Source organism: Sorangiineae bacterium MSr12523, from assembly GCA_037157775.1.
GTDB lineage: Bacteria > Myxococcota_A > Polyangia > Polyangiales > Polyangiaceae > Pendulispora > Pendulispora brunnea.
The window spans coordinates 7,549,853-7,567,725 of the sequence record CP089982.1 but is presented as its reverse complement, the minus strand read 5'-3'; the positions used below and the strand labels follow the sequence as shown (position 1 = coordinate 7,567,725).

Genomic DNA, 17,873 nt, shown 5'->3' with positions numbered 1-17,873 from the left:
AAATTGCGCTAATCCCGAGAGGCTGAAAGCTCCGTGAGCTTGCAAAGTTCGACGCAAAGCTCTTCGTGGCGGGACAGTTGTTCCGTGAATGCTTCACATACGAACTGTCGGATGGTCGCTTTCGTTTCCGCACCCTCCAGTCGTTCTCGGCACGAACCCCCGACTTCGAGCGCATCCCCGCGCATTTCGATGATGCCCACCAGGCCCTCTTTCAGCCGCTCGGCAGCCCACGGAGCCCGATACCCATATCGTGCGAGCCTCGCGCGATGAAGCGCTTGCGCGAGGCCCTCGACCAATCCCTCGACGTGGGCTCCCTCCGGAACGGGCCGCAAATTGACGAAGCCTCGGAGCCGGGGCGTTCGATGACGCGTCCACAACAGCGCTGCCTGCAGCGATTTTCCTGGATGGGCATGCCGAAATACCAGCGGCTCTTTTGGAAATGCGGATTGGCCTTCGGTAAGACGCGTCACCCATTCCGCCAGGCCGCGACCATGAAACGTCTCGCGGCGTCCGCTGCGTTCGTCGTAAAATATGAAATGAAGGCCGGGATTTAGAAAGGCCTGCTCGCCCATCATGCGCGAGACGAGATGTCCGTCGAATTGGGGATTGTCGAAAATCTCCGGATCGGGGCGCAGCGTGAGCCGTACGCCTGTTTTCTCCGTTGCTCCGATGCACATCATCGGCGTTTGCGCTTGGCCACGCCGATAGCTTTGGGTGTAACACCGCCCACCCTGTCGAATCTCGACGAAAAGGGATTCTGCCAGGGCGTTTGCGCAGACAAAGGACATATCCCACGATGGGGCGCAACCGATCGTGGTGAGCAAGACCTCGGCGCATTTCCTCCCATGAAGCGGGAGCACGTTCCCGTCGCTCTCGAGCGTCAGCGCGCCGCTAGCATGAATCGTGACCTCCAGCCGAAAGCACCGCTCCCGGCGATGTTCCTCGATGAATTCCTCGAAGAGCATTCGAGCGAGCCAATGAAGACCGCTGCGATCGTGCACGTCCAACACGTACATGCCTGGCCGCTTTCGAATGCACGCCACGGCATAGAGAACCTCGATGTCTTCCATGCTTCCTCCGCAGTCGTTTTGCGAATTGGATTGGATGAAATAATAGCATCTCAATTCAAATTAAGCACGGTCCAAATTTGAATTTTTGACCTCCGAAAACGCGGCTTCGAGGGCCGCGAACCCGAGGTTTAGTTCCGCTCTCGAGACGTTCCACGGGGGCCTGTATGGCGCTGGACGGGTGGGTGATGCCAGGGCACCAGCGGGGTCCTGCGCGCCCCGTCTTGGACCAATTCCAGGGGCTCGACCCTGGAGCGTAACTTGCGACCGGCCGGATTCGTGCACCTCGACCGGGCTGGACGCCGTCGCAACATTTTCTCGATGCAATGTGCGACGTTCTTCGCCCGGCGTAAGCTCGTCCCTACATGACGATGATGAAGACCGCCGTTGCTGCCGCCGCTTCACTGATCCTGCTCGCTGCTTGCCAGAAAAGCCCGCCTCCGCCCGAGCCGGCGCCCGCACCGGCACCGCCGCCCAAACCTGCAGCGCCGCCCACGCTGTGGGAGGCATACCAAAGCACCCTGAAGCAGGCGAAGTACATCGACCTCACGCACGCGTTCAATCCGAGCATCCCGGTGTGGCCCGGCTTCGGGCCGGCCAAGTTCAAACCGAGCATCGCCGGCCATGACGTTGCCGGTCTCGTGAAGAAGGGGCAGGAGTACAAGTACAAGCCCCACGGCTTCATCGCCACCGCCTACGAATTCACCACCGATCAATACGGCACGCAGCTCGACCCGCCCGCGCACTGGGACGAATACGGCGCGACGATCAGCGATCTGCCGCCCACCTTCTCCGTGCGGCCCTTGGTGGTCATCGACATCCACGAGCAGGCGGCGCGCGATCCGAACTACCACTGCACCGTGGCCGATATCCAATCTTGGGAAACGCGGCATGGCACCATTCCGGAGGGCGCCGTCGTCATGATTCGCTCGGATTGGTACAAGAAGTGGAACGAGCCGCAGCGCTTTGCCATTGCGCCCTTTCCGGGCATCAAGCTCGATGCGCTCAAGTTCCTGCACCTCGAGCGCAAGATCCTCTTCCACGGCCACGAGGCGCTGGATACGGACACCACGCCCTCCCTCGAGGGGGAGTCCTGGCTGATGCACAATCACTTCGCCCAGGCCGAAGGCGTCGCCAACCTCGATCAAGTTCCCGAGGCGGGCGCCCTCATCACCATCGGCTTCGCCAAACCGGAGGGTGGCACGGGCGGATACGCGCGCTACGTGGCCATCGCCCCTCCGGATTGGCCCCACGGCGTGACCATCGCCGAAGCACCCGGTGCGCCGTTGCCGAAGCAACAATTTCCGCTCAAGCGCGACAAGGACGGTGTGCTCCGGCCCACGAACGAAACGAAGGAGACGAAAGGGACCAAATAGCTTAGCGGCCCAGGATGTCGCGCAGCACGCCGGGGTAGTTCGTGATGATGCCGTCGACGCCCAGCCCGATGTACTGGCGCATCAATTGGCCGGTGTTGGGCGTGTAAACGCTGATGGTCATCCCGAGCTCGTGCACCCGTTGGATGAGGGCCTGGTCGGTCACCGTGTAACTCGGATTGATCTGCCGGGCCCACGTGCTGGCCTCCACCAGCACCTCCTCCGACGGCCGTGCGCTGAGCAGAATGCCGAGCGGCACCTCGGGGGCAATCTGGTGGTAGATGCGGAGCGAATCGACGTTGAACGACTGCACGACGAACTTGCCGAGGCGCAGTGCGACGGGCAAATAGCCGGGAATGCTCTGCAGCTCTTTGTGAATCTCTGCCTCGATGCCCGGGTAAAGCTCCGGCGCCTTGATCTCGAGCAGAAGGCCCGCACGCCCGCGCACCGCCTCGACGATCTCGCGAAGGGTCGGAACACGTTCGCCAGCATAATCCGTGGAGAACCAGGTGCCGGCATCGAGCTGGCGAATCTCGGCGAAGGTGAAGTCGCGAATGTTCCACGGCGAGCGCGTGGGGAAGACCTCCTTGGCGTTGGTGGTGCGCGCCATGGTCGTATCGTGCATGACGACCAGCTTGCCATCGGCCGAGCGCTGCACGTCGATTTCGACGAACGACGCGCGGTGATCCACGGCGAACCTCATGGCGCCTACGGTGTTCTCGGGCGCCGATCCGGACGAGCCCCGGTGGGCGATGTCGATGACGTCACGCCCGCGACCCGCCGCGCCTGCGGGAGTGGGTATCGCGAAGGCGACCATCAAACAGAGGACGGCGAAGCAAGCGGCAAGGCGTTTCGGCATGACAACGTTATTGCCAAATGTGTCCCGCGTTGTCGACGTCGGTAGACGTCATTTTTATCCATGCATAGAGAAGTCCCGCTTCTCGGGTATCTGCAACATCCATATCAGCGGCGCGATCCGCGGCGAGGCTCCTCGTCTTCATCTGGAAGGATGGTGCGCGCCATCTGGTGGGCGAATGCCTTGCGCACGTCCGCTTGTTCCAAATGGAGCTCGCCCGTGCGTTCGAAGAAGCGAGGAAGGAGCGCGGAGAACAGCATCACCGCCCACACTTGGGTGATGGCGATGCGCAGCTGCTGTTCACTGCGCGTCGACTTCTTTGCGCGGATGCGCTGCACGAGGCCCTCGACGAAGTCGTGCAGGCGCGCCATGGCGCGGCCGTCGTAACGCTGTTCGCTCAGCGCCTCGTGCATGTGCGCATAGGCGATGCGTGGGAAATGCAAGTTGTACTGCATCAAATCCTCGAAGAGCAGCTCGAGGATGCGGCGAGGGCCGTGCCCCTCCTGTGCGAGCTTGTCGAAGTCGTCGAGCACATTGGAAAAGGCTTCGTCCAATGTGCCTTCCAACGTGATGGCCAGCAGGTTGTCCTTGCTGCCGAAGTAGTAATTGATCGCGGCGCCATTCACGCCGGCCTCCTGGGCGATGTCGCGCACGCCGGTGGCTTCGATGCCGTTGCGCTCGATGCAAACGATGGTCGCCTTGATGATGCGTTCGCGGACGTCGTCACGTTTGCCAGCAGCTGGTTTCGCCGATTTTTCCGAGGAGGCGCTCGCCATACTCGCATCATGCGTCGCCGACGCACGCTTGACAAGCATCTGTTTGAGTCTATTGATTCAAACATGTGTTTGAAACGCGTGACCCGCGCGATCCCGTTGTGTGCTTTTCTCGCGATCCTCGTTGCTGCGCCCGCTGCATTTGCCCAGGAACCGGCCCCCGAAACGCCGGCCCCCGAAACGCCCGCGCCCGTCAAAGGCGAGTTCGCCGTGGTGCCGTTTGCGGCGCCGACCTACTCGCCCGAGACGAGCCTCATGCTCGGTGGTGCGGCCATGTTCGTCTACCGCTACCCGGAGGGCTCGGGCCGGCGCGACTCGCAGGTGATCACCGCGCTCGCGGCATCCGTGAAAGGGCAGGTCACCTTTCTAATGCAGCCGGACATGTACCTCTGGAACGACAATGTCCAGATCGGCGGCACGCTCGCCGCGTCGCGTTTTCCGAATACCTTTTACGGCATCGGCAACTCGGCCAGCGGAAAGAAAGACGAAAAGTACACGCCGGTCACCTTCGAGGCCTCGCTCAGCCCCAAGCTGCGCCTTCTCGAAGGCTTGTACGTGGGACCGGAAGTGCGGTTTCAATATGCGAACATCACCGAGAAAGACTCGGGCGGCCTCCTGCAATCGGGCGCCGTTCGCGGAGCCGACGGGGGCAACATCGTTCAACTCGGTGTGTCCGGTTTTTACGATGCGCGCGACAATACGATCTACCCGCGCCGAGGCCACATCGTCCGCGTGAACGCGCGCACGGCCCTCACGGGGCTCGGATCCGACTTTTCGTACCGTTCCTTGACCGTGGATGCGCGCAAGTACTTCCCCATGCCGTGGAAAAATCACGTGCTCGCGGTGCAGGCGCTCTTCGAGATGCGCGACGGCGAACCCCCTTTTTACGATCTCGGTTTGCTCGGTGGGGACGCGACCATGCGCGGGTATTTCCAAGGCAAATTCCGCGATCGCAACTACGTGACGGCGCAAGCCGAATACCGGATGCCGCTGTTCTGGCGATTGGGCGCGGTGGCCTTCGTATCGGCCGGGCAGGTGGCGCGCACCATCGACGACGTGCGCCCGTCGGACATCAAAGTGGGCGCCGGCGGTGGTTTGCGACTCGCCCCCATCAAGGACGTTCCGGTGAACATCCGACTCGATATTGCTTATGGCGACGAACCGAATTTTTACGTGAACGTCGGCGAGGCCTTCTGACACTTTAAAACGGACGTTTCAGTCTCCCGTTTCATCCTTTGCGAAAGGCACGACCATGAACTCTGCCCTCCGTCGGCGATCTTTTTTGCATGGAGCGCTCGGCCTTGGCGGCGCACTCTCCTTGTTGCGCGCGCCGAACGCCCACGCGCTCGGAATGGCCCCGGCGCCGAGTGCCGCTTCCGAGGCACGCCCCTGGTACGAGCTCGGATCCCTATCCGACCCCATCATGAATAGCCAATTGCTTCACTTCTTGGCGGCGACCTACAGTGCGCAGGCCGACATTGGCGAGGTGCTCGATACGGCCACACGCATCCGCGTCGAGGACGAGTGGAGCTGGCCCAACGAGTGGGTCCGCACGGCCGATCGCATCCACGCGATGGCCGAGCAAAGCGTGGCCAAACGCCGCTGGATTAGCTCCGGAAATGCCTATTTGCGCGCGGCCAATTATTACCGTGCGGCGCTGATCCACCACCCCGAGCCAACCCACCCGAGCGTGCTGGAAACCGGACGCAAGGCCGTGGCGGCGTACGACAAAGCCATATTCCTTTTGCGCATTCCGGCGCACCCGGTGCGCATTCCGTACGAGAAGAGCACGCTCCCCGGATACTTTTTCCGTTCGCCCAATGCCTGGAGCAAAGCGCCGCTTCTCATTTTTACGCAGGGGCGGGATGCCTGGCCCGAGGAATCCAAATACATCATCGATGGCGCGCTCGAGCGCGGCTACCATTGTTTGATCGTGCATGCGCCGGGGCAGGGGATGGCGCTGCGCGAGCACGGCCTTCCATTCCGGCCGGATTGGGAGAAGGTGGTGACGCCGGTGGTGAACTTCGCCACGCGCATCGCGGGGGTGGATACGCGGCGCATGGCGCTCCTGGGTTGGAGCATGGGCGGCGCCTTGGTTCCGCGCGCGGCGGCGTTCGAAAAGCGCATCAAGCTGTTGATTCCCAATCCGGGGGTCATGGACTGGGGCAAAGCGCATTTCGACCAGTTCAATCAGAATTTCCCCGACATCATGGCCCTGCTCGACCGCGATCCGGCGGCCTTCGATGCGGCGATGGCCCAGCTCATGGAGCAGGTGTTTCTGTACCGCTGGTACATGAAGGACGCGATGTTCAAGCACGGTGCGACATCGCCGTCGGATCTCTTGTTCAAGCTTCGCGAATTCACCAACGAGCCCGTCGTCCAGCGCATCACCGCCCGTACCCTGGTGATGGATGGCACGGGCGAAAGCTTTACGCCCGGCCAGGCCAAGCTCCTCTTCGACGCGTTGACCTGCCCCAAGGACTACATGCTTTTCAACGCCGAGGACACGGGCCTCCTTCATTGCCAAGAGGCGGCGCAGGCGGTGGCCAACCATCGCATGTTCGATTGGTTCGACGAGTACATTTGACCGCTGGCGCGTCATTTCCTGCGATAGCTGAGCTTCGATAAAAAAAGATCGCCCACCCTGTCGATCCAGCGCCGCCTCGATCGACGTTGCTCAGGAGGAGACTGTGACATGCGATTTACGGTGACCATGAAACGCAACAATCGCGACATGCGGATCGCTTCCGATCCGAAACTCATGCTCGAGGTGGGCAAGTTCTCGCAGGAGATGATCCGCGCCGGCGTCGTGGTTGCGACGGGAGGAATCGCGTCGAAAGGCACGGTCATTACCGCGGTGAACGGCGATCTGACGACCACCGACGGTCCTTACGCCGAGGCCAAAGAGGTCATCGCCGGCTGGGTCGTGCTGGAGGTGAAATCGAAGGCCGAAGCCGTCGCCATCGCGGCGCGCTTCATGAAGATCCACCAGGACGTCCTCGGCGCCGGCTGGGAGGGCGAGGCCGAAATCCTCCAGGTCTTTGGCCCCGAGGATTTCGGCCCGACATTCAACTAGGGCCTCAATTAGAGCTGCATCAATGCTCGATGGACGACGAAAACCGCGAGGCAATCGCCTCGAGGGCGCCGAAATCCCGGCTGGCAATCGCGCCCATGAAGAGCATCAGAATGAAGGTCTCGGCCTGCAGGCGAAGCTCGTCGCGGCGCTCGGGGTGCTCCACGTACTCGAGGGAGAGAAAGCTCATTTGACGAATCACGATCTGCGAAAGCTCGTGCACCGTCCTTTCGTCGAGCAGCCCTGCGGGCAGCAGGTTGAGAATGTCCTCGGCCATCTCGATGGCAAGATCGTCCATGACTTGCCGCAGCGCCTTGCGCAGCACCGGCGAACCGCCATGCAGCTCGCGGATGGCCACCACGTACGCCGCGCCGTACTCGGTCGCGAAGTCCAGCGCGAGGGCCACCGACTCGCGCACGATCTCTTGCGCACGCTCCGTCGACACGGGGGAGGCGAGTCGCCCGCCCGTCAAATTGCGCCGCCGCGCCCGCAAGCCGCTTCGAAGCTCGCCGCTGATCTGCTGGATCAAGGCCAGCCCGAGCTCGTCGAAATCCTTGAAGTGCCGATAGAACGTATTGGGATTCACCCCGGCATGGCGCGCCACCTCGCGCAATCCCATCGACGCCCAACTGCGCGTCGTCGCCGCGAGCTGCAGAGCCGCCGCGAGCAGCTTGCTGCGACCCCCGAGCACGGGATCACCGCGTTTGAGTTTTGGCCGGGTTTTTCGCGTTGCGGTCGTCATGCGTTGACAAGGTGGTAGACATTCGTAGACTTCAAGTAGACGATTGTACACCACGCTCGAGGAGTTGCCCATGTCACTCATGAACGAGGTCATGCCCGTGCGCCGCGATGTGAAATTCCATCTGCCCGCCGAGCATGTGGGCACTTGGCTGCGCGGCAGCCCGCACGTGTCGCATTTCGCCAATACGTTCTCCTTGTTCCTACCGACCGGCGAGCGCTTTTTCATCGAGGCGGTCCGCAATTACAAAGATCGCATCGACGATCCCGAGCTGAAGAAGGCGGTCGCGGCCTTCATCGGGCAGGAGGCCATGCACGGGCGCGAGCATCGGGCCCTCAACGAGGTGCTCATCGCGGCCGTGCCCGAGGCCGAGGGCATCGAGCGCTTCGTCGGCGGGCTCCTGGCCCGCCTGCAGAAGTGGCTGCCTCGCTCGTATCGGTTGTCGGCGACCATTGCATTGGAACATTTCACGGCGATTCTCGCCGACGCCGTGCTGACCGAACCACGCGTACTCGACGGTGCCGAATCGCGGTTCGCGGCGATGTGGAGATGGCACGCTCTGGAGGAAACGGAGCACAAATCGGTTGCCTTCGACGTCTGGTGCACCGTGATGGGGCGCAATCCGCGCACTTATGTCATGCGCTGCGGTGGCCTTCTCATTGCGACGGGGATCTTCTGGGGCATCGCCATTCCGTCCTTCTTGCGCATTCTCCGTGCAGAGGGCCGGCTCCTCGATCGCGATGGCTGGCGCATGTTCGTGCGCCATTGGTGGACGGAAACGCGGTTTTTGCCCAATCTGCTGAAGCCGTGGGCCGCTTATTTCCGCCCAGGCTTTCACCCCTGGGACCGGGACAATCGCCATGTGCTCGATCAACTCGAGGGTGTCATGGCGCAAGCCCAGGGTTGGGCTGAGACTTGACGCAGTAGCCCGCCGAACGGGCGGGTCGTACGTGGTCGCACCTTAACTTGATCGCAATTCGGTCGTGCTGGGGTTTTCTTTCCCATGGCATTTCCGCATCTTCGTTGGTGCTGCGGATACAATGCACACCATGAACTCCGACGTGACGACGACCGCCGTACCCACCGCGTCCTCGCGCAAGTTAGGCCGCGCGGACGCGAATACCTTGATGCTGTCGGCGCTCGGAGGCGCCCTGGAGTATTACGACTTCGTCATTTTCGTCTTCTTTACGAAGACATTGGGACAATTGTTCTTTCCCAAGGACATGCCGACCTGGCTGGCGCAGCTGCAGGTGTACGGCATCTTCGCGGCCGGCTACATGATTCGCCCGTTGGGCGGGATCATCATGGCCCACTATGGCGATCGCAGCGGCCGCAAAGGCATGTTCACCTTGAGCGTGTTCATGATGGCGGTGCCCACGCTCTGCGTGGCCTTTTTGCCGGTGTACGCGCAAATTGGAGCGCTGGCGCCGATCCTCTTGTTGTTCCTGCGCATCGTGCAGGGCGTGGCCATTGGTGGCGAGGTGCCCGGCGCGTGGACCTTCGTGGCCGAGCATGCGCCGGTGGGACGCGTCGGCTTCGCCTGTGCAAGCCTCTCGTCGGGACTCACCTCGGGCATTCTTCTCGGCTCGCTCATGGCCGCCTGGATCAATCGGCATTTCCCCGCGGCGGAAGTGCTCGACTATGCCTGGCGCATTCCGTTCCTCGTGGGTGGCATTTTCGGCTTCTTCGCGGTGTTTCTGCGTCGCTGGTTGCGTGAAACGCCGGTGTTCACCGCCATGCGCGAGAGCAAGCAGCTCGTGCAAGAGCTCCCCTTGAAGCGCGTTCTCCAGCATCACTTGCCGGGCGTGCTCCTATCGATGTTGGTCACCTGGATGCTGACCGGCGCCATCGTGGTGGTGATCCTGATGACCCCCACCTTGGTGCAAGCGAACTTCCACATCGAGGCATCCCGCGCCTTCGTCGGCAGCAGCCTCGCGGCGCTCGCATTGACCTTCGCCGCGCTGGGCGGCGGCATTCTGGTCGACGCCATTGGCCGCGGTCGCGCGTTGCTCATTGGCTCGGTGGGGCTCTTTTTGAGCATCTATGCGCTCTATGTCGATCTCCACAACGGTGGGGAAAACTTCCTCCTTCTGTATTCGGTTGCCGGTGCCTTCACCGGCGTGGCCGGCATCATTCCCGCGGTCATGGTGGCTGCATTTCCACCAGCGGTGCGCTTCTCCGGATTGTCGTTTTCGTACAATGTTGCGTACGCCATCTTCGGCGGGTTGACGCCTCCGTTCATCGCCTACATGGCCGCGCGCCTCGGGGGTATGGCCCCTGGCTATTACGTCATGTTCACCTCGGTGATTGGCGTGCTGGTGTCGCTCTACCTCATTATGACGAAGCGCACGTTCCACGAGCGGTGAGCGCTCATTTCAGTAGCCGCGCCAGGGTATTTCGGCCGACGCCGAGCCTGCGCGCGGCCTCGGCCTTGTTGTTGTCGCACGCCTCCAACGTGGCCAGCACGTAGCGACGGCCGGCTTCTTCCAGCGAAAGGCCGAGAGGCACGCCCACCGTGTTCGCAGCGCCTCGTTCGGTACGGGGCCGCGACGGCAGCAGCGCCTTGGAGAGCAAACCCGAGGGCGAGAGCACCACGGCGCTTTCGATCCAATGTTCGAGCTCGCGCACGTTGCCCGGCCAAGCGTGCTCGCGCAGGCGCGCCAGGGTATCCGCATCGATCACGGGCGCGGGCCGGCCATACCGCGCCGCGTAGGTGTCGGCGAAGTGCAAGGCCAGCGCTTCGATCTCCTCGCCACCGCGCGCCCGCAGCGGCGGTAATTCGATTTCGACGACGCGGATGCGATAATACAAATCTTCGCGAAAGCGCCCTTCGCGCACGGCCTTCTCGAGATCGCGGTGTGTTGCGCACACGACGCGCACGTCCGCCGAGAGCGTCTGCCGCCCGCCGACCCGCTCGAACGAGCGCTCCTGCAGAAAGCGCAGGAACTTGCCCTGGATGTCCAGCGGAAGATCGCCGATCTCGTCGAGAAAGAGCGTGCCTCCCTCGGCCGTTTCCACCTTGCCAGGCATCCGCCGATCGGCGCCCGTGAAGGCGCCCCGCTCGTGGCCGAACAGCTCGCTCTCCACCAATTGCGACGGCAAGGTCGTGCAATCCACGGTGACGAACGGCCCCGCCTGGCGCTTGCCATTGACGTGAATGGCCCGTGCGAAGAGCCCTTTTCCGGTTCCCGTCTCGCCGCGAAAGAGCACGGTCGCATCCGTCTCCGCGGCGAGCTGCACACGCTCGTAGACGTCGGCCAGCACGCGGCTTCGGCCGACGATGCGGTTGAACGGCCCGCGCAACGTCACGCCGGGTCGCGAAGCATCGGCCGCACGCAACGTGGTGAGCGACAGCGCACGAGCCAGCTGCGTGGCCAGCGCGGCGAGGTAGCGCTCGTCCTCCTCGTCGAAGACGCCATCGTTTCGGTTGAGGACCTGCACCACACCGCGAATGGGCTCGCCCGCGACCTCGCGCACGGGCACGACGAGCATCGAGCGCGTTTGATACCCGGTGGTGCGGTCCGCCGTGGGATCGAACAGCGGATCCTTGGAGGCGTCCTCGAGGCGCACACTTTCGCCGGTACGCGCCACGTGCCCGGCGATGCCACGGTCGAGCGGCTGCCGCAGCGACGCCACCTCGGGCAGCAGCGCTACGCGGGTGACCAGAGCATCGGCGTCGACCAGCCATATCGTGGCCCGATCGGCATTCAGCGCGCGTGCCAGCCGTTCGCACGCGGTTCCGAGCAGGACGTCGAAGTCGACCTCGCGCGTGAGCAGCGAGGCAAGATCCACCAGGAGCGAAAGACGAGAGGACACGCTTTCATCGATGGTATCCACCCGCTACGCCCGGTCGAGCGTGATTTCCATTCCTTCGCGCGCCGCGACCGACCCCTCGAAGAGCTCACGCGCCCGAGCCTCCAGCTCGAGGACTTGGTCGTCGTTCCGCCTCGGGTCGTGATGAAAAAGGATGTACTGTGCAACCCCCGCCGCCTTGGCCAGCTCGGCGCCGGCCACGTAGGTCGAGTGGCCCCACCCCATGCGGGACGTGCGGTATTCGTCGTCGGTGTATTGCGAATCGTAAATGAGAACATCGGCCCCGCGGGCCAGCTCGAGAAGCTGCGGATCGGTGCCGGCGAAGTGCTCGGTGTCGGTGGCGTACACCACCGAGCGCCCGCCGCACTCGATGCGGTAGGCCAGGACCCCATTGGGATGGTTACCCTTGGCCGCACGCACGGTGGCATCGTTGACGCGAAAGCTGTCGCCGGCCTGCACTTCCTCGATGGATATGGACGCGCGCAGCTCGTCGTGCCGGACGGGAAACACGGGATCGGTCATCTGGCGCGCCAGCGTTTCGCGCAATCCCATTTTGCCATTCTTGCCGCCGACGATACGCAGCTTCATGTCTGGCGCGTACGCCGGCCCGAAGAAGGGCAAACCTTGAATGTGATCCCAGTGCACGTGCGATAGGAGCAGTGTGGCCTCCATCGCCGGCCTGGAAGATTGCGCGAGCATGGCATCCCCGAGTCCGCGCAGTCCCGTGCCTGCGTCGAGGATGAAGCGCTCGTTTTCACACGAGACCTCGACGCAACTGGTATTGCCGCCCACCCCCGCCGTCGCAGGCCCCGGTGAAGCAATGCTCCCGCGAACGCCCCAAAATCGGATTCTCATGCACACATGCCCTAGCGAGGGGGATGCCACGCCGATTTCGAGGCGAAAAGAGCTGCAGGCGAGGGCGGTTGCACCAATTTGGAGCACCTGGGTGCTCCGGATTGGGGCGCTCGAGGCTTGGTGGCATGGGCGACGTGGTAGAATCTTCGGTCGCGCGACGTAATGGATACCGATGCCTGCCCCTTTTGACCTCGTCGTAAGCCGGAGACTCGATCGTTACGAGCTTCTGTACGAGGTGGGGCGGGGAGGTATGGGCTCGGTTTGGGCCGCCATGCTGCGCGGAAAACATGGCTTCGAGAAGCTCGTGGCCATCAAGACGATTTTGCCGGAGTTCGCCGCCGAGCCGCGCTTTCGGGCCCTGCTGCTCAACGAGGCCCGGATCACGGCGAAGATCGAGCACCCGAACGTGGTGCAGACGTTCGAGCTGGGCGAACACCACGGCTCGCTGTACGTCGTCATGGAATGGGTCGAGGGGGAATCGCTCCACGCGCTTCGGCGGGACATGGAACGCACGGGGCATGCCGTCATTCCCATCGGGATAACCTTGCGCGTGGTGGCGGACGTCTGCGCCGGCCTGCACGCGGCCCACGAGATGCGCGACGAGAACGGCGCGCCCGCCTGCATCGTCCACAACGATATTTCGCCGCACAATATTTTGGTCACCTCGCGCGGCATCACCAAGCTGGCCGACTTCGGCATCGCGAAAATCGTGAATCGCCCGGCGAGCTCGCAGCGTACGCCGGATATGTCTTCGCTGCGCGGCAAGATCCAATACATCGCCCCGGAGCGGATCTCGGGCCACACCGATCGCCGCTCCGACATTTGGAGCCTCGGCGTCGTGTTGCGCGAGCTTCTCCCCATCGAGATGCCCGCTCCGTGCCGGCGCGTCGTGGAGCGGGCCGTTGCCTCCGCGCGCGAGCGTCGCTTCGGGACGGCGCACGAGCTCGGGCGGGCCATCGAATCGGTGATGGACGAATGCCACTTGTCGACGACGCCGGGCGACGTGGCCTCGTTCTTCGAGTCGGCCCTTCGCGAACGCTCGGCCCTGCGCAAGCGGCGGGTCGATGCGACGTTGGGCATGGGGGAGACGTTGGACGTCGTGCGCGATCTCCGGCCGCCGGCGAGCGTCGGCGGCGAGACGATTCCTCTGAGCCGCACGCTTGCCGTGAGGAGCGAGCTCACGGTGCCGTTGCCCGAGAAGCCGGCGCGGCGCTTTCCCACTGCGTGGCTCGTCGTGGCCATGGTCGCGTGTGCATTGGTGCTCGTCCTGGCGCTCGTTCTCTTGGCGGTGATGCGTTCGCCGCGAGCGCCGATCCCGGAGCCACCTCCTTCCGCGTCCGCCGTTTCCGCAGCTTCGGCGGCGCCCGTCATCGAGGGTGCGCCGGCATCGGCCAGTGCCGCGCCTGCGGTGTCGCCGAGCGCAGCGCCGTCGGCGTCGCCTCCCGCGGCGCGAAAGACGAAGCCGTCCGCACCGAAGACGTCACGCAATCCCTACGACGAGCGATTGTAGGTTACGGCGAGTTATGGAGCCTCGGGGAATGCGCGCGTGCATCCGCCGCTTCCTTCTTCGGAGGCTCACATGAAAACTCGTTTCGTTTTGCCGGTCGTTGGGCTCTCTCTCTTTGCATTGGCCGCGGCAGGTTGCGCCCACGAGCCGGCTGCGCCCGCCGTGGCCACGCCCGCCGCGCGTCCCCCTGCGCCTGTCGCGAGTGCGCCGCCGCCGCCGGCCGCATCGTACGATGGCGCGGCGGTCGCCATCTCCGGTGACCTCGTGGCCGCGTGCAACCTCGTGGTGAACAAGGTCGACTCGGCACCCAAGTTCGATTTTGACGACAGTGCGCTCCCCGATCAGGATCGCGGCGTTCTCGATCAGGTCGCCAAGTGCGTGACCACCGGCCCGCTTCGCGGTCGCGCGCTCTCCCTGGTCGGTCGCGCCGATCCGCGCGGCGAGGTCGAATACAACTTCGCACTCGGCGAACGCCGCGCCGACACCGTAGCCAATTATCTGGGCCAGCTCGGCGTGGCCAAGGACAAGCTGCGCGAAACCTCTCGCGGCAAGCTCGATGCGACCGGCACCGACGAAGAGAGCTGGGCCCGTGACCGCCGCGTCGACATCGCGCTTCTCTGACGAGAGGCGGCGCGGCGGTTCCCTAGGCTGCTTGGAGGTGCTTCAGCGCGGCCTGGGCGAAGGCCCACGCGTCCTTCATGAGATCGCCGGTCAAGGCCGGCCCCTCACCGAGATTGGTATGCGTCCGACTCGTCCACGTGCCCAGCAAGGTCGCAGGCTCGGGCCCGCCGGCCAAGTCCAGGGCCATTTCCCACGTGAAGTATTGGTAGTACGCCGGGCTATCGGTCCTTCCGACGACGAGCCCCATGTACGCCTCGGCGATGTCGCGAGGCTCCGGGAAGGTCATCACGCCCAATCGATGAACGCCGTACGTCGTGTGGAAGAAGCGAGGGCGGAAGTGGAACCCGCACTTCGTCCACAGGAACGCGAAGAGCTCCGCGTCGTTCACTTCGATGGCGTCGAGCACGCGCTTGGGTCCAAGCGATTGCAACAACGCCGGGAGGGCCATGTGCGCGGCCACGTAGCGCGGAGAGGGCGTTGGCGAAGGCGACACGGATCAGACTTTCTTACGACTCACATGCAGCGGCACACGTACCCAGCGGCGCAGTGCCGAATGCTCATCGAGGCGACGCAGCGAGGGCCGCCGGCGGGTCGTTTGTTTGTCCTGGACGCTGAGCGGACCGCCCGAAGGCTCCGCGGTTGCGACGATCGCCGGCATGCCCGCCACCAGCGAAAACGTGACGAAAACCTTCTCTTTCATAAATTCCATTTGTCCCCTTCCCATCGAGGTCGCGTATGCACTCATCAACCCGTGTGCCAGGGTCACGGTGCCGGAGGTTCCGTGAGTTGCGGCCGTAAATGAACAGAACGGACTAGGCGAGTCGGATCGACCAGGAACCACTGTATCAAAGTTAGGATTCGCGCGCGGTACGGATTAATGGCTTCGATACAGTCACCGGTACACCTGGCAACCCGCGCGAGAGGCTGGTCGCGCCAGTTACCACCGTGCTTGCGAGGCAACGGAGCGGAGCTGGTGATGACTTTCGTTTTCTCAATCGCGCAGGGTGCCCAATGGATCGTCGACTTCGACTTTGGGCGCGTACTCGGTAACGAGCTTGGCAAAAATCGTAGGGTGCGGCACCTGGTCGAGGCGAATGTTTCGCCATGGAAACAAGGTCTGTCGGCGAAATAACGCGACGCGTCCCGGTAGATATCGAACCAAGCGGAGCTCGCTCCACGCGATTGCCCACGATGTGGTTCGTAGTCCGATTCGATCCAGCGCGACGTTTCCGAATGTGAGTGTCCCGCCATCGCGCACGGTCCGCGCCGCATCGTCGTGAAGCGGATGGGAGCAAGCGCGGAGGATCTCTTTCGCGACAGTGAAGCCGCCCCTCACGTGCAGCGGCACGAGGTGGCTTGTTTCATCGTGTTTCACGAGTCGCAAAGCATCCATCAAAGCCACCGTGCCCAACCACGATCGCATCGATTCGAGGATGAACCAGACTTCGTCGACGTCATCAAAAAGGATGACATCTTCGTCGTGCGACTTGCCGTTGTCCGACTTGCGCGGTGTGCTCACCACCACACCGTATGCGTGAAGGGTGATACGCAGATGGCGCATCCGAATTGGCGCCCACGCAAACAAGACGAAGGCGGCCGCGGCCACGGGGATGGTGACGGCGAAGAGAGTGCCGATCCGACCCTGCTTGGCGAAGAGAAATCCATTTATGAAGACGATGATGACCACCGACATCGTCACCGGAAGCACGGCGCGCCAAAGTGGAAGTGGTGCGTGCGTCGAACGGACCGGTCCGAGCGCGTCGCGCTCGGTGCCCGGTTCGCGTGGCGATACCTCAGCGCCGCTCTCGCCGCCTGCCGTCGAGCGCATAGGGAATGGCTTGTTGAAAGGCACCGAAGATGACGATGCCGCTCAGATCGGCATCGAGCTGGACCATCGTTTGCGCAACTCGCGGCTGAATACCCGTTATGACCACATCGGCGCCAATGAGTCGCACGGCCCCGATGGCTCGCAGGAGACCGTGGACGGACGCCTGATCGAAGGCGCGCAGACCCGTGAAGTCGACGATGACCACGCGTGCCGCGCGGGAAATCACACCTTGCAAGAGCGTCTCCGTCATGCGCACGGTGCGATCTTCATCGAGGGAGCCGATGAGGGGAAGGGCCAAGACGTCGTCGGCGATGGGAATGAGCGGCGTGGATAGCTCCTCCATGAGCGCGGCCTGCAGTTTCACCGCGTCGCGCAGACGCAGGCGCTCCTCCTCGGCGTATTTCGCCTCGGTCAGATCGCGTGCGACGCACACGATGCCCTGCACCTCGCCTCGGTCGAGCATGATCGATGCCGTGACCGACACCGGGGTGACCTCGCCGTGTTTCGAGACGAAGTACGTGTCCGGATGCGTGGCGCGTCCGCTGGCGATGACGTCGTCGGTGTTCAGCTCGGGAAGGATGGCGATGAAATGTTGCCCAAGCAACTCTTCCCTGGCGAAGCCGGACATCGCGCAGGCGGCCTGGTTGACCATGCGAAGCACGCCGCCGCGGTCGGTGACGACCACGGGATCGACCATCGAGTGGAGTATGTTCGTGACGTAGCCTTTGGAAACCGTGGAGGCGGCAAGTTCCTCGCCCAGCATGTTGAGGCCGACGGCCATGCTGTCGATGGTGTCCCCGCGCTGGCTCACCTGCGCCTTTTTCGCGTAATTGAACGACGCGAGCGCCACGATGACTTCTTCCAGGTCGCGCAGCCGATCGCCGGCGTCGCCAAAATAGTTGGAGCTGGAGTTGGAGTTGGAGCTGGAGCTCATCTATTCGAGAAACCCCTGCAGCCAATCGATGGCTTCGCGCTCCGCGTTGAAAAGCTTCGTCGGGACGAGTTCCTTCTCGTGAACGGCCGCGAAGATTTTCGTCATCATCGTGCTGACCGGCGAGTCCACGAGGAACGCGAAGGCACTGAACGACTTGATGCGGGCGAAGAAGGCGCGCGCCTCTTGATCGACGGTGATGGGGAGGCGAACGTCGATCAAAATGGGCAGGCGTTTGCCGGCCGACGCGAGTTCCTCCACGGCGAGGACTTTTTTGGCACCCTCGAGGTTGCAGGCGCCGCCCGCGAAATACGCGAAGCGCACGATGCCGTTTTCATCGTCGAACCAGGCTTCCCCGAGTTCCGTTCGGAATCTTTCCCCAGCCATGTCGTCCACAAGACATACATCAACCGGAAGCGGGATGTTGCTTTCACGAA

At 63.3% G+C, this 17,873-nt stretch carries 18 protein-coding genes and 1 pseudogene; 8 read left to right on the top strand and 11 right to left on the bottom strand.

From position 1 onward, the window contains the following. Positions 1-8: 8 nt before the first annotated feature. Entirely contained in the window at positions 9-1,070 is a 1,062-nt protein-coding gene (locus tag LZC95_29615) for a hypothetical protein (GenBank protein ID WXA90602.1), read from the bottom strand. 362 nt (positions 1,071-1,432) lie between these two features. On the opposite strand from LZC95_29615, the gene LZC95_29610 reads away from it, so the two are divergent. Next, positions 1,433-2,443, top strand: coding sequence for a cyclase family protein (locus LZC95_29610; GenBank protein WXA90601.1), 1,011 nt, complete (start codon positions 1,433-1,435; stop codon positions 2,441-2,443). A gap of 1 nt (position 2,444) precedes the next feature. Here the strand turns inward: LZC95_29610 and LZC95_29605 are convergent, their stop codons facing one another. Next, a complete protein-coding gene (locus LZC95_29605) occupies positions 2,445-3,299 on the bottom strand; it encodes a hypothetical protein (GenBank protein WXA90600.1) in 855 nt (284 codons plus the stop codon). Between the two features lie 575 nt (positions 3,300-3,874). Continuing rightward, positions 3,875-3,967, bottom strand: a pseudogene (locus LZC95_29600) (TetR family transcriptional regulator). A 168-nt stretch (positions 3,968-4,135) separates the two neighbouring features. Here LZC95_29600 and LZC95_29595 point away from each other — a divergent pair. The 3 genes from LZC95_29595 (at position 4,136) to LZC95_29585 (ending at position 7,145) form a co-directional block, all read left to right on the top strand. Then, positions 4,136-5,266: a BamA/TamA family outer membrane protein gene (locus LZC95_29595; protein WXA90599.1), complete on the top strand. Its 1,131-nt coding sequence runs from the start codon at positions 4,136-4,138 to the stop codon at positions 5,264-5,266. Positions 5,267-5,321: 55 nt separating this feature from the next. Beyond that, positions 5,322-6,656 carry an alpha/beta fold hydrolase gene (locus tag LZC95_29590; protein WXA90598.1) on the top strand — a complete coding sequence of 445 codons (1,335 nt, stop codon included), beginning with the start codon at positions 5,322-5,324 and terminating at the stop codon, positions 6,654-6,656. A 126-nt stretch (positions 6,657-6,782) separates the two neighbouring features. Next, positions 6,783-7,145 (top strand): YciI family protein, encoded by a 363-nt coding sequence (locus tag LZC95_29585; GenBank protein WXA90597.1) that lies wholly within the window; start codon positions 6,783-6,785, stop codon positions 7,143-7,145. Positions 7,146-7,164: 19 nt separating this feature from the next. Here the strand turns inward: LZC95_29585 and LZC95_29580 are convergent, their stop codons facing one another. Next, positions 7,165-7,884 (bottom strand): TetR family transcriptional regulator, encoded by a 720-nt coding sequence (locus LZC95_29580; GenBank protein WXA90596.1) that lies wholly within the window; start codon positions 7,882-7,884, stop codon positions 7,165-7,167. Between the two features lie 70 nt (positions 7,885-7,954). On the opposite strand from LZC95_29580, the gene LZC95_29575 reads away from it, so the two are divergent. Together LZC95_29575 and LZC95_29570 are read left to right on the top strand one after the other, a co-directional pair. Next, positions 7,955-8,800, top strand: a complete 846-nt coding sequence (locus LZC95_29575) for a metal-dependent hydrolase (protein ID WXA90595.1) — start codon at positions 7,955-7,957, stop codon at positions 8,798-8,800. 130 nt (positions 8,801-8,930) lie between these two features. Continuing rightward, complete coding sequence (locus LZC95_29570) at positions 8,931-10,247, top strand: MFS transporter (GenBank protein ID WXA90594.1); 1,317 nt, start codon at positions 8,931-8,933, stop codon at positions 10,245-10,247. Between the two features lie 4 nt (positions 10,248-10,251). On the opposite strand, the gene LZC95_29565 is transcribed toward LZC95_29570, so the two are convergent. Together LZC95_29565 and LZC95_29560 are read right to left on the bottom strand one after the other, a co-directional pair. Further along, positions 10,252-11,697 (bottom strand): sigma-54-dependent Fis family transcriptional regulator, encoded by a 1,446-nt coding sequence (locus LZC95_29565; GenBank protein WXA90593.1) that lies wholly within the window; start codon positions 11,695-11,697, stop codon positions 10,252-10,254. A 24-nt stretch (positions 11,698-11,721) separates the two neighbouring features. Beyond that, a complete protein-coding gene (locus tag LZC95_29560) occupies positions 11,722-12,549 on the bottom strand; it encodes an MBL fold metallo-hydrolase (GenBank protein WXA90592.1) in 828 nt (275 codons plus the stop codon). 172 nt (positions 12,550-12,721) lie between these two features. Here LZC95_29560 and LZC95_29555 point away from each other — a divergent pair, with 172 nt between their 5' ends. Together LZC95_29555 and LZC95_29550 are read left to right on the top strand one after the other, a co-directional pair. Further along, complete coding sequence (locus LZC95_29555; protein ID WXA90591.1) at positions 12,722-14,059, top strand: serine/threonine protein kinase; 1,338 nt, start codon at positions 12,722-12,724, stop codon at positions 14,057-14,059. Between the two features lie 69 nt (positions 14,060-14,128). Continuing rightward, positions 14,129-14,677, top strand: coding sequence for an OmpA family protein (locus LZC95_29550; protein ID WXA90590.1), 549 nt, complete (start codon positions 14,129-14,131; stop codon positions 14,675-14,677). A gap of 22 nt (positions 14,678-14,699) precedes the next feature. Here the strand turns inward: LZC95_29550 and LZC95_29545 are convergent, their stop codons facing one another. From LZC95_29545 to LZC95_29525, 5 genes are all read right to left on the bottom strand, one after another. After that, complete coding sequence (locus tag LZC95_29545; protein ID WXA90589.1) at positions 14,700-15,170, bottom strand: hypothetical protein; 471 nt, start codon at positions 15,168-15,170, stop codon at positions 14,700-14,702. A gap of 3 nt (positions 15,171-15,173) precedes the next feature. After that, positions 15,174-15,443: a hypothetical protein gene (locus LZC95_29540; protein WXA90588.1), complete on the bottom strand. Its 270-nt coding sequence runs from the start codon at positions 15,441-15,443 to the stop codon at positions 15,174-15,176. Positions 15,444-15,668: 225 nt separating this feature from the next. Continuing rightward, positions 15,669-16,505: a hypothetical protein gene (locus LZC95_29535; protein ID WXA90587.1), complete on the bottom strand. Its 837-nt coding sequence runs from the start codon at positions 16,503-16,505 to the stop codon at positions 15,669-15,671. Next, complete coding sequence (locus tag LZC95_29530; protein WXA90586.1) at positions 16,471-17,439, bottom strand: PAS domain S-box protein; 969 nt, start codon at positions 17,437-17,439, stop codon at positions 16,471-16,473. Before LZC95_29530 ends, LZC95_29535 begins: the two co-directional genes overlap by 35 nt. Then, on the bottom strand, positions 17,440-17,823 hold the full coding sequence (locus LZC95_29525) for a hypothetical protein (GenBank protein ID WXA90585.1): 384 nt from the start codon (positions 17,821-17,823) through the stop codon (positions 17,440-17,442). Between the last annotated feature and the right edge of the window lie 50 nt (positions 17,824-17,873).

Coding starts and splice junctions, on each gene's coding strand:
- LZC95_29555 (WXA90591.1), top strand. CDS start 12,722: ATGCCTGCCCCTTTTGACCTCGTCGTAAGCCGGAGACTCGATCGTTAC.
- LZC95_29595 (WXA90599.1), top strand. CDS start 4,136: ATGTGTTTGAAACGCGTGACCCGCGCGATCCCGTTGTGTGCTTTTCTC.
- LZC95_29560 (WXA90592.1), bottom strand. CDS start 12,549: ATGAGAATCCGATTTTGGGGCGTTCGCGGGAGCATTGCTTCACCGGGG.
- LZC95_29550 (WXA90590.1), top strand. CDS start 14,129: ATGAAAACTCGTTTCGTTTTGCCGGTCGTTGGGCTCTCTCTCTTTGCA.
- LZC95_29610 (WXA90601.1), top strand. CDS start 1,433: ATGACGATGATGAAGACCGCCGTTGCTGCCGCCGCTTCACTGATCCTG.
- LZC95_29605 (WXA90600.1), bottom strand. CDS start 3,299: ATGCCGAAACGCCTTGCCGCTTGCTTCGCCGTCCTCTGTTTGATGGTC.
- LZC95_29575 (WXA90595.1), top strand. CDS start 7,955: ATGTCACTCATGAACGAGGTCATGCCCGTGCGCCGCGATGTGAAATTC.
- LZC95_29535 (WXA90587.1), bottom strand. CDS start 16,505: ATGCGCTCGACGGCAGGCGGCGAGAGCGGCGCTGAGGTATCGCCACGC.
- LZC95_29590 (WXA90598.1), top strand. CDS start 5,322: ATGAACTCTGCCCTCCGTCGGCGATCTTTTTTGCATGGAGCGCTCGGC.
- LZC95_29615 (WXA90602.1), bottom strand. CDS start 1,070: ATGGAAGACATCGAGGTTCTCTATGCCGTGGCGTGCATTCGAAAGCGG.
- LZC95_29585 (WXA90597.1), top strand. CDS start 6,783: ATGAAACGCAACAATCGCGACATGCGGATCGCTTCCGATCCGAAACTC.
- LZC95_29570 (WXA90594.1), top strand. CDS start 8,931: ATGAACTCCGACGTGACGACGACCGCCGTACCCACCGCGTCCTCGCGC.
- LZC95_29530 (WXA90586.1), bottom strand. CDS start 17,439: ATGAGCTCCAGCTCCAACTCCAACTCCAGCTCCAACTATTTTGGCGAC.
- LZC95_29525 (WXA90585.1), bottom strand. CDS start 17,823: ATGGCTGGGGAAAGATTCCGAACGGAACTCGGGGAAGCCTGGTTCGAC.
- LZC95_29580 (WXA90596.1), bottom strand. CDS start 7,884: ATGACGACCGCAACGCGAAAAACCCGGCCAAAACTCAAACGCGGTGAT.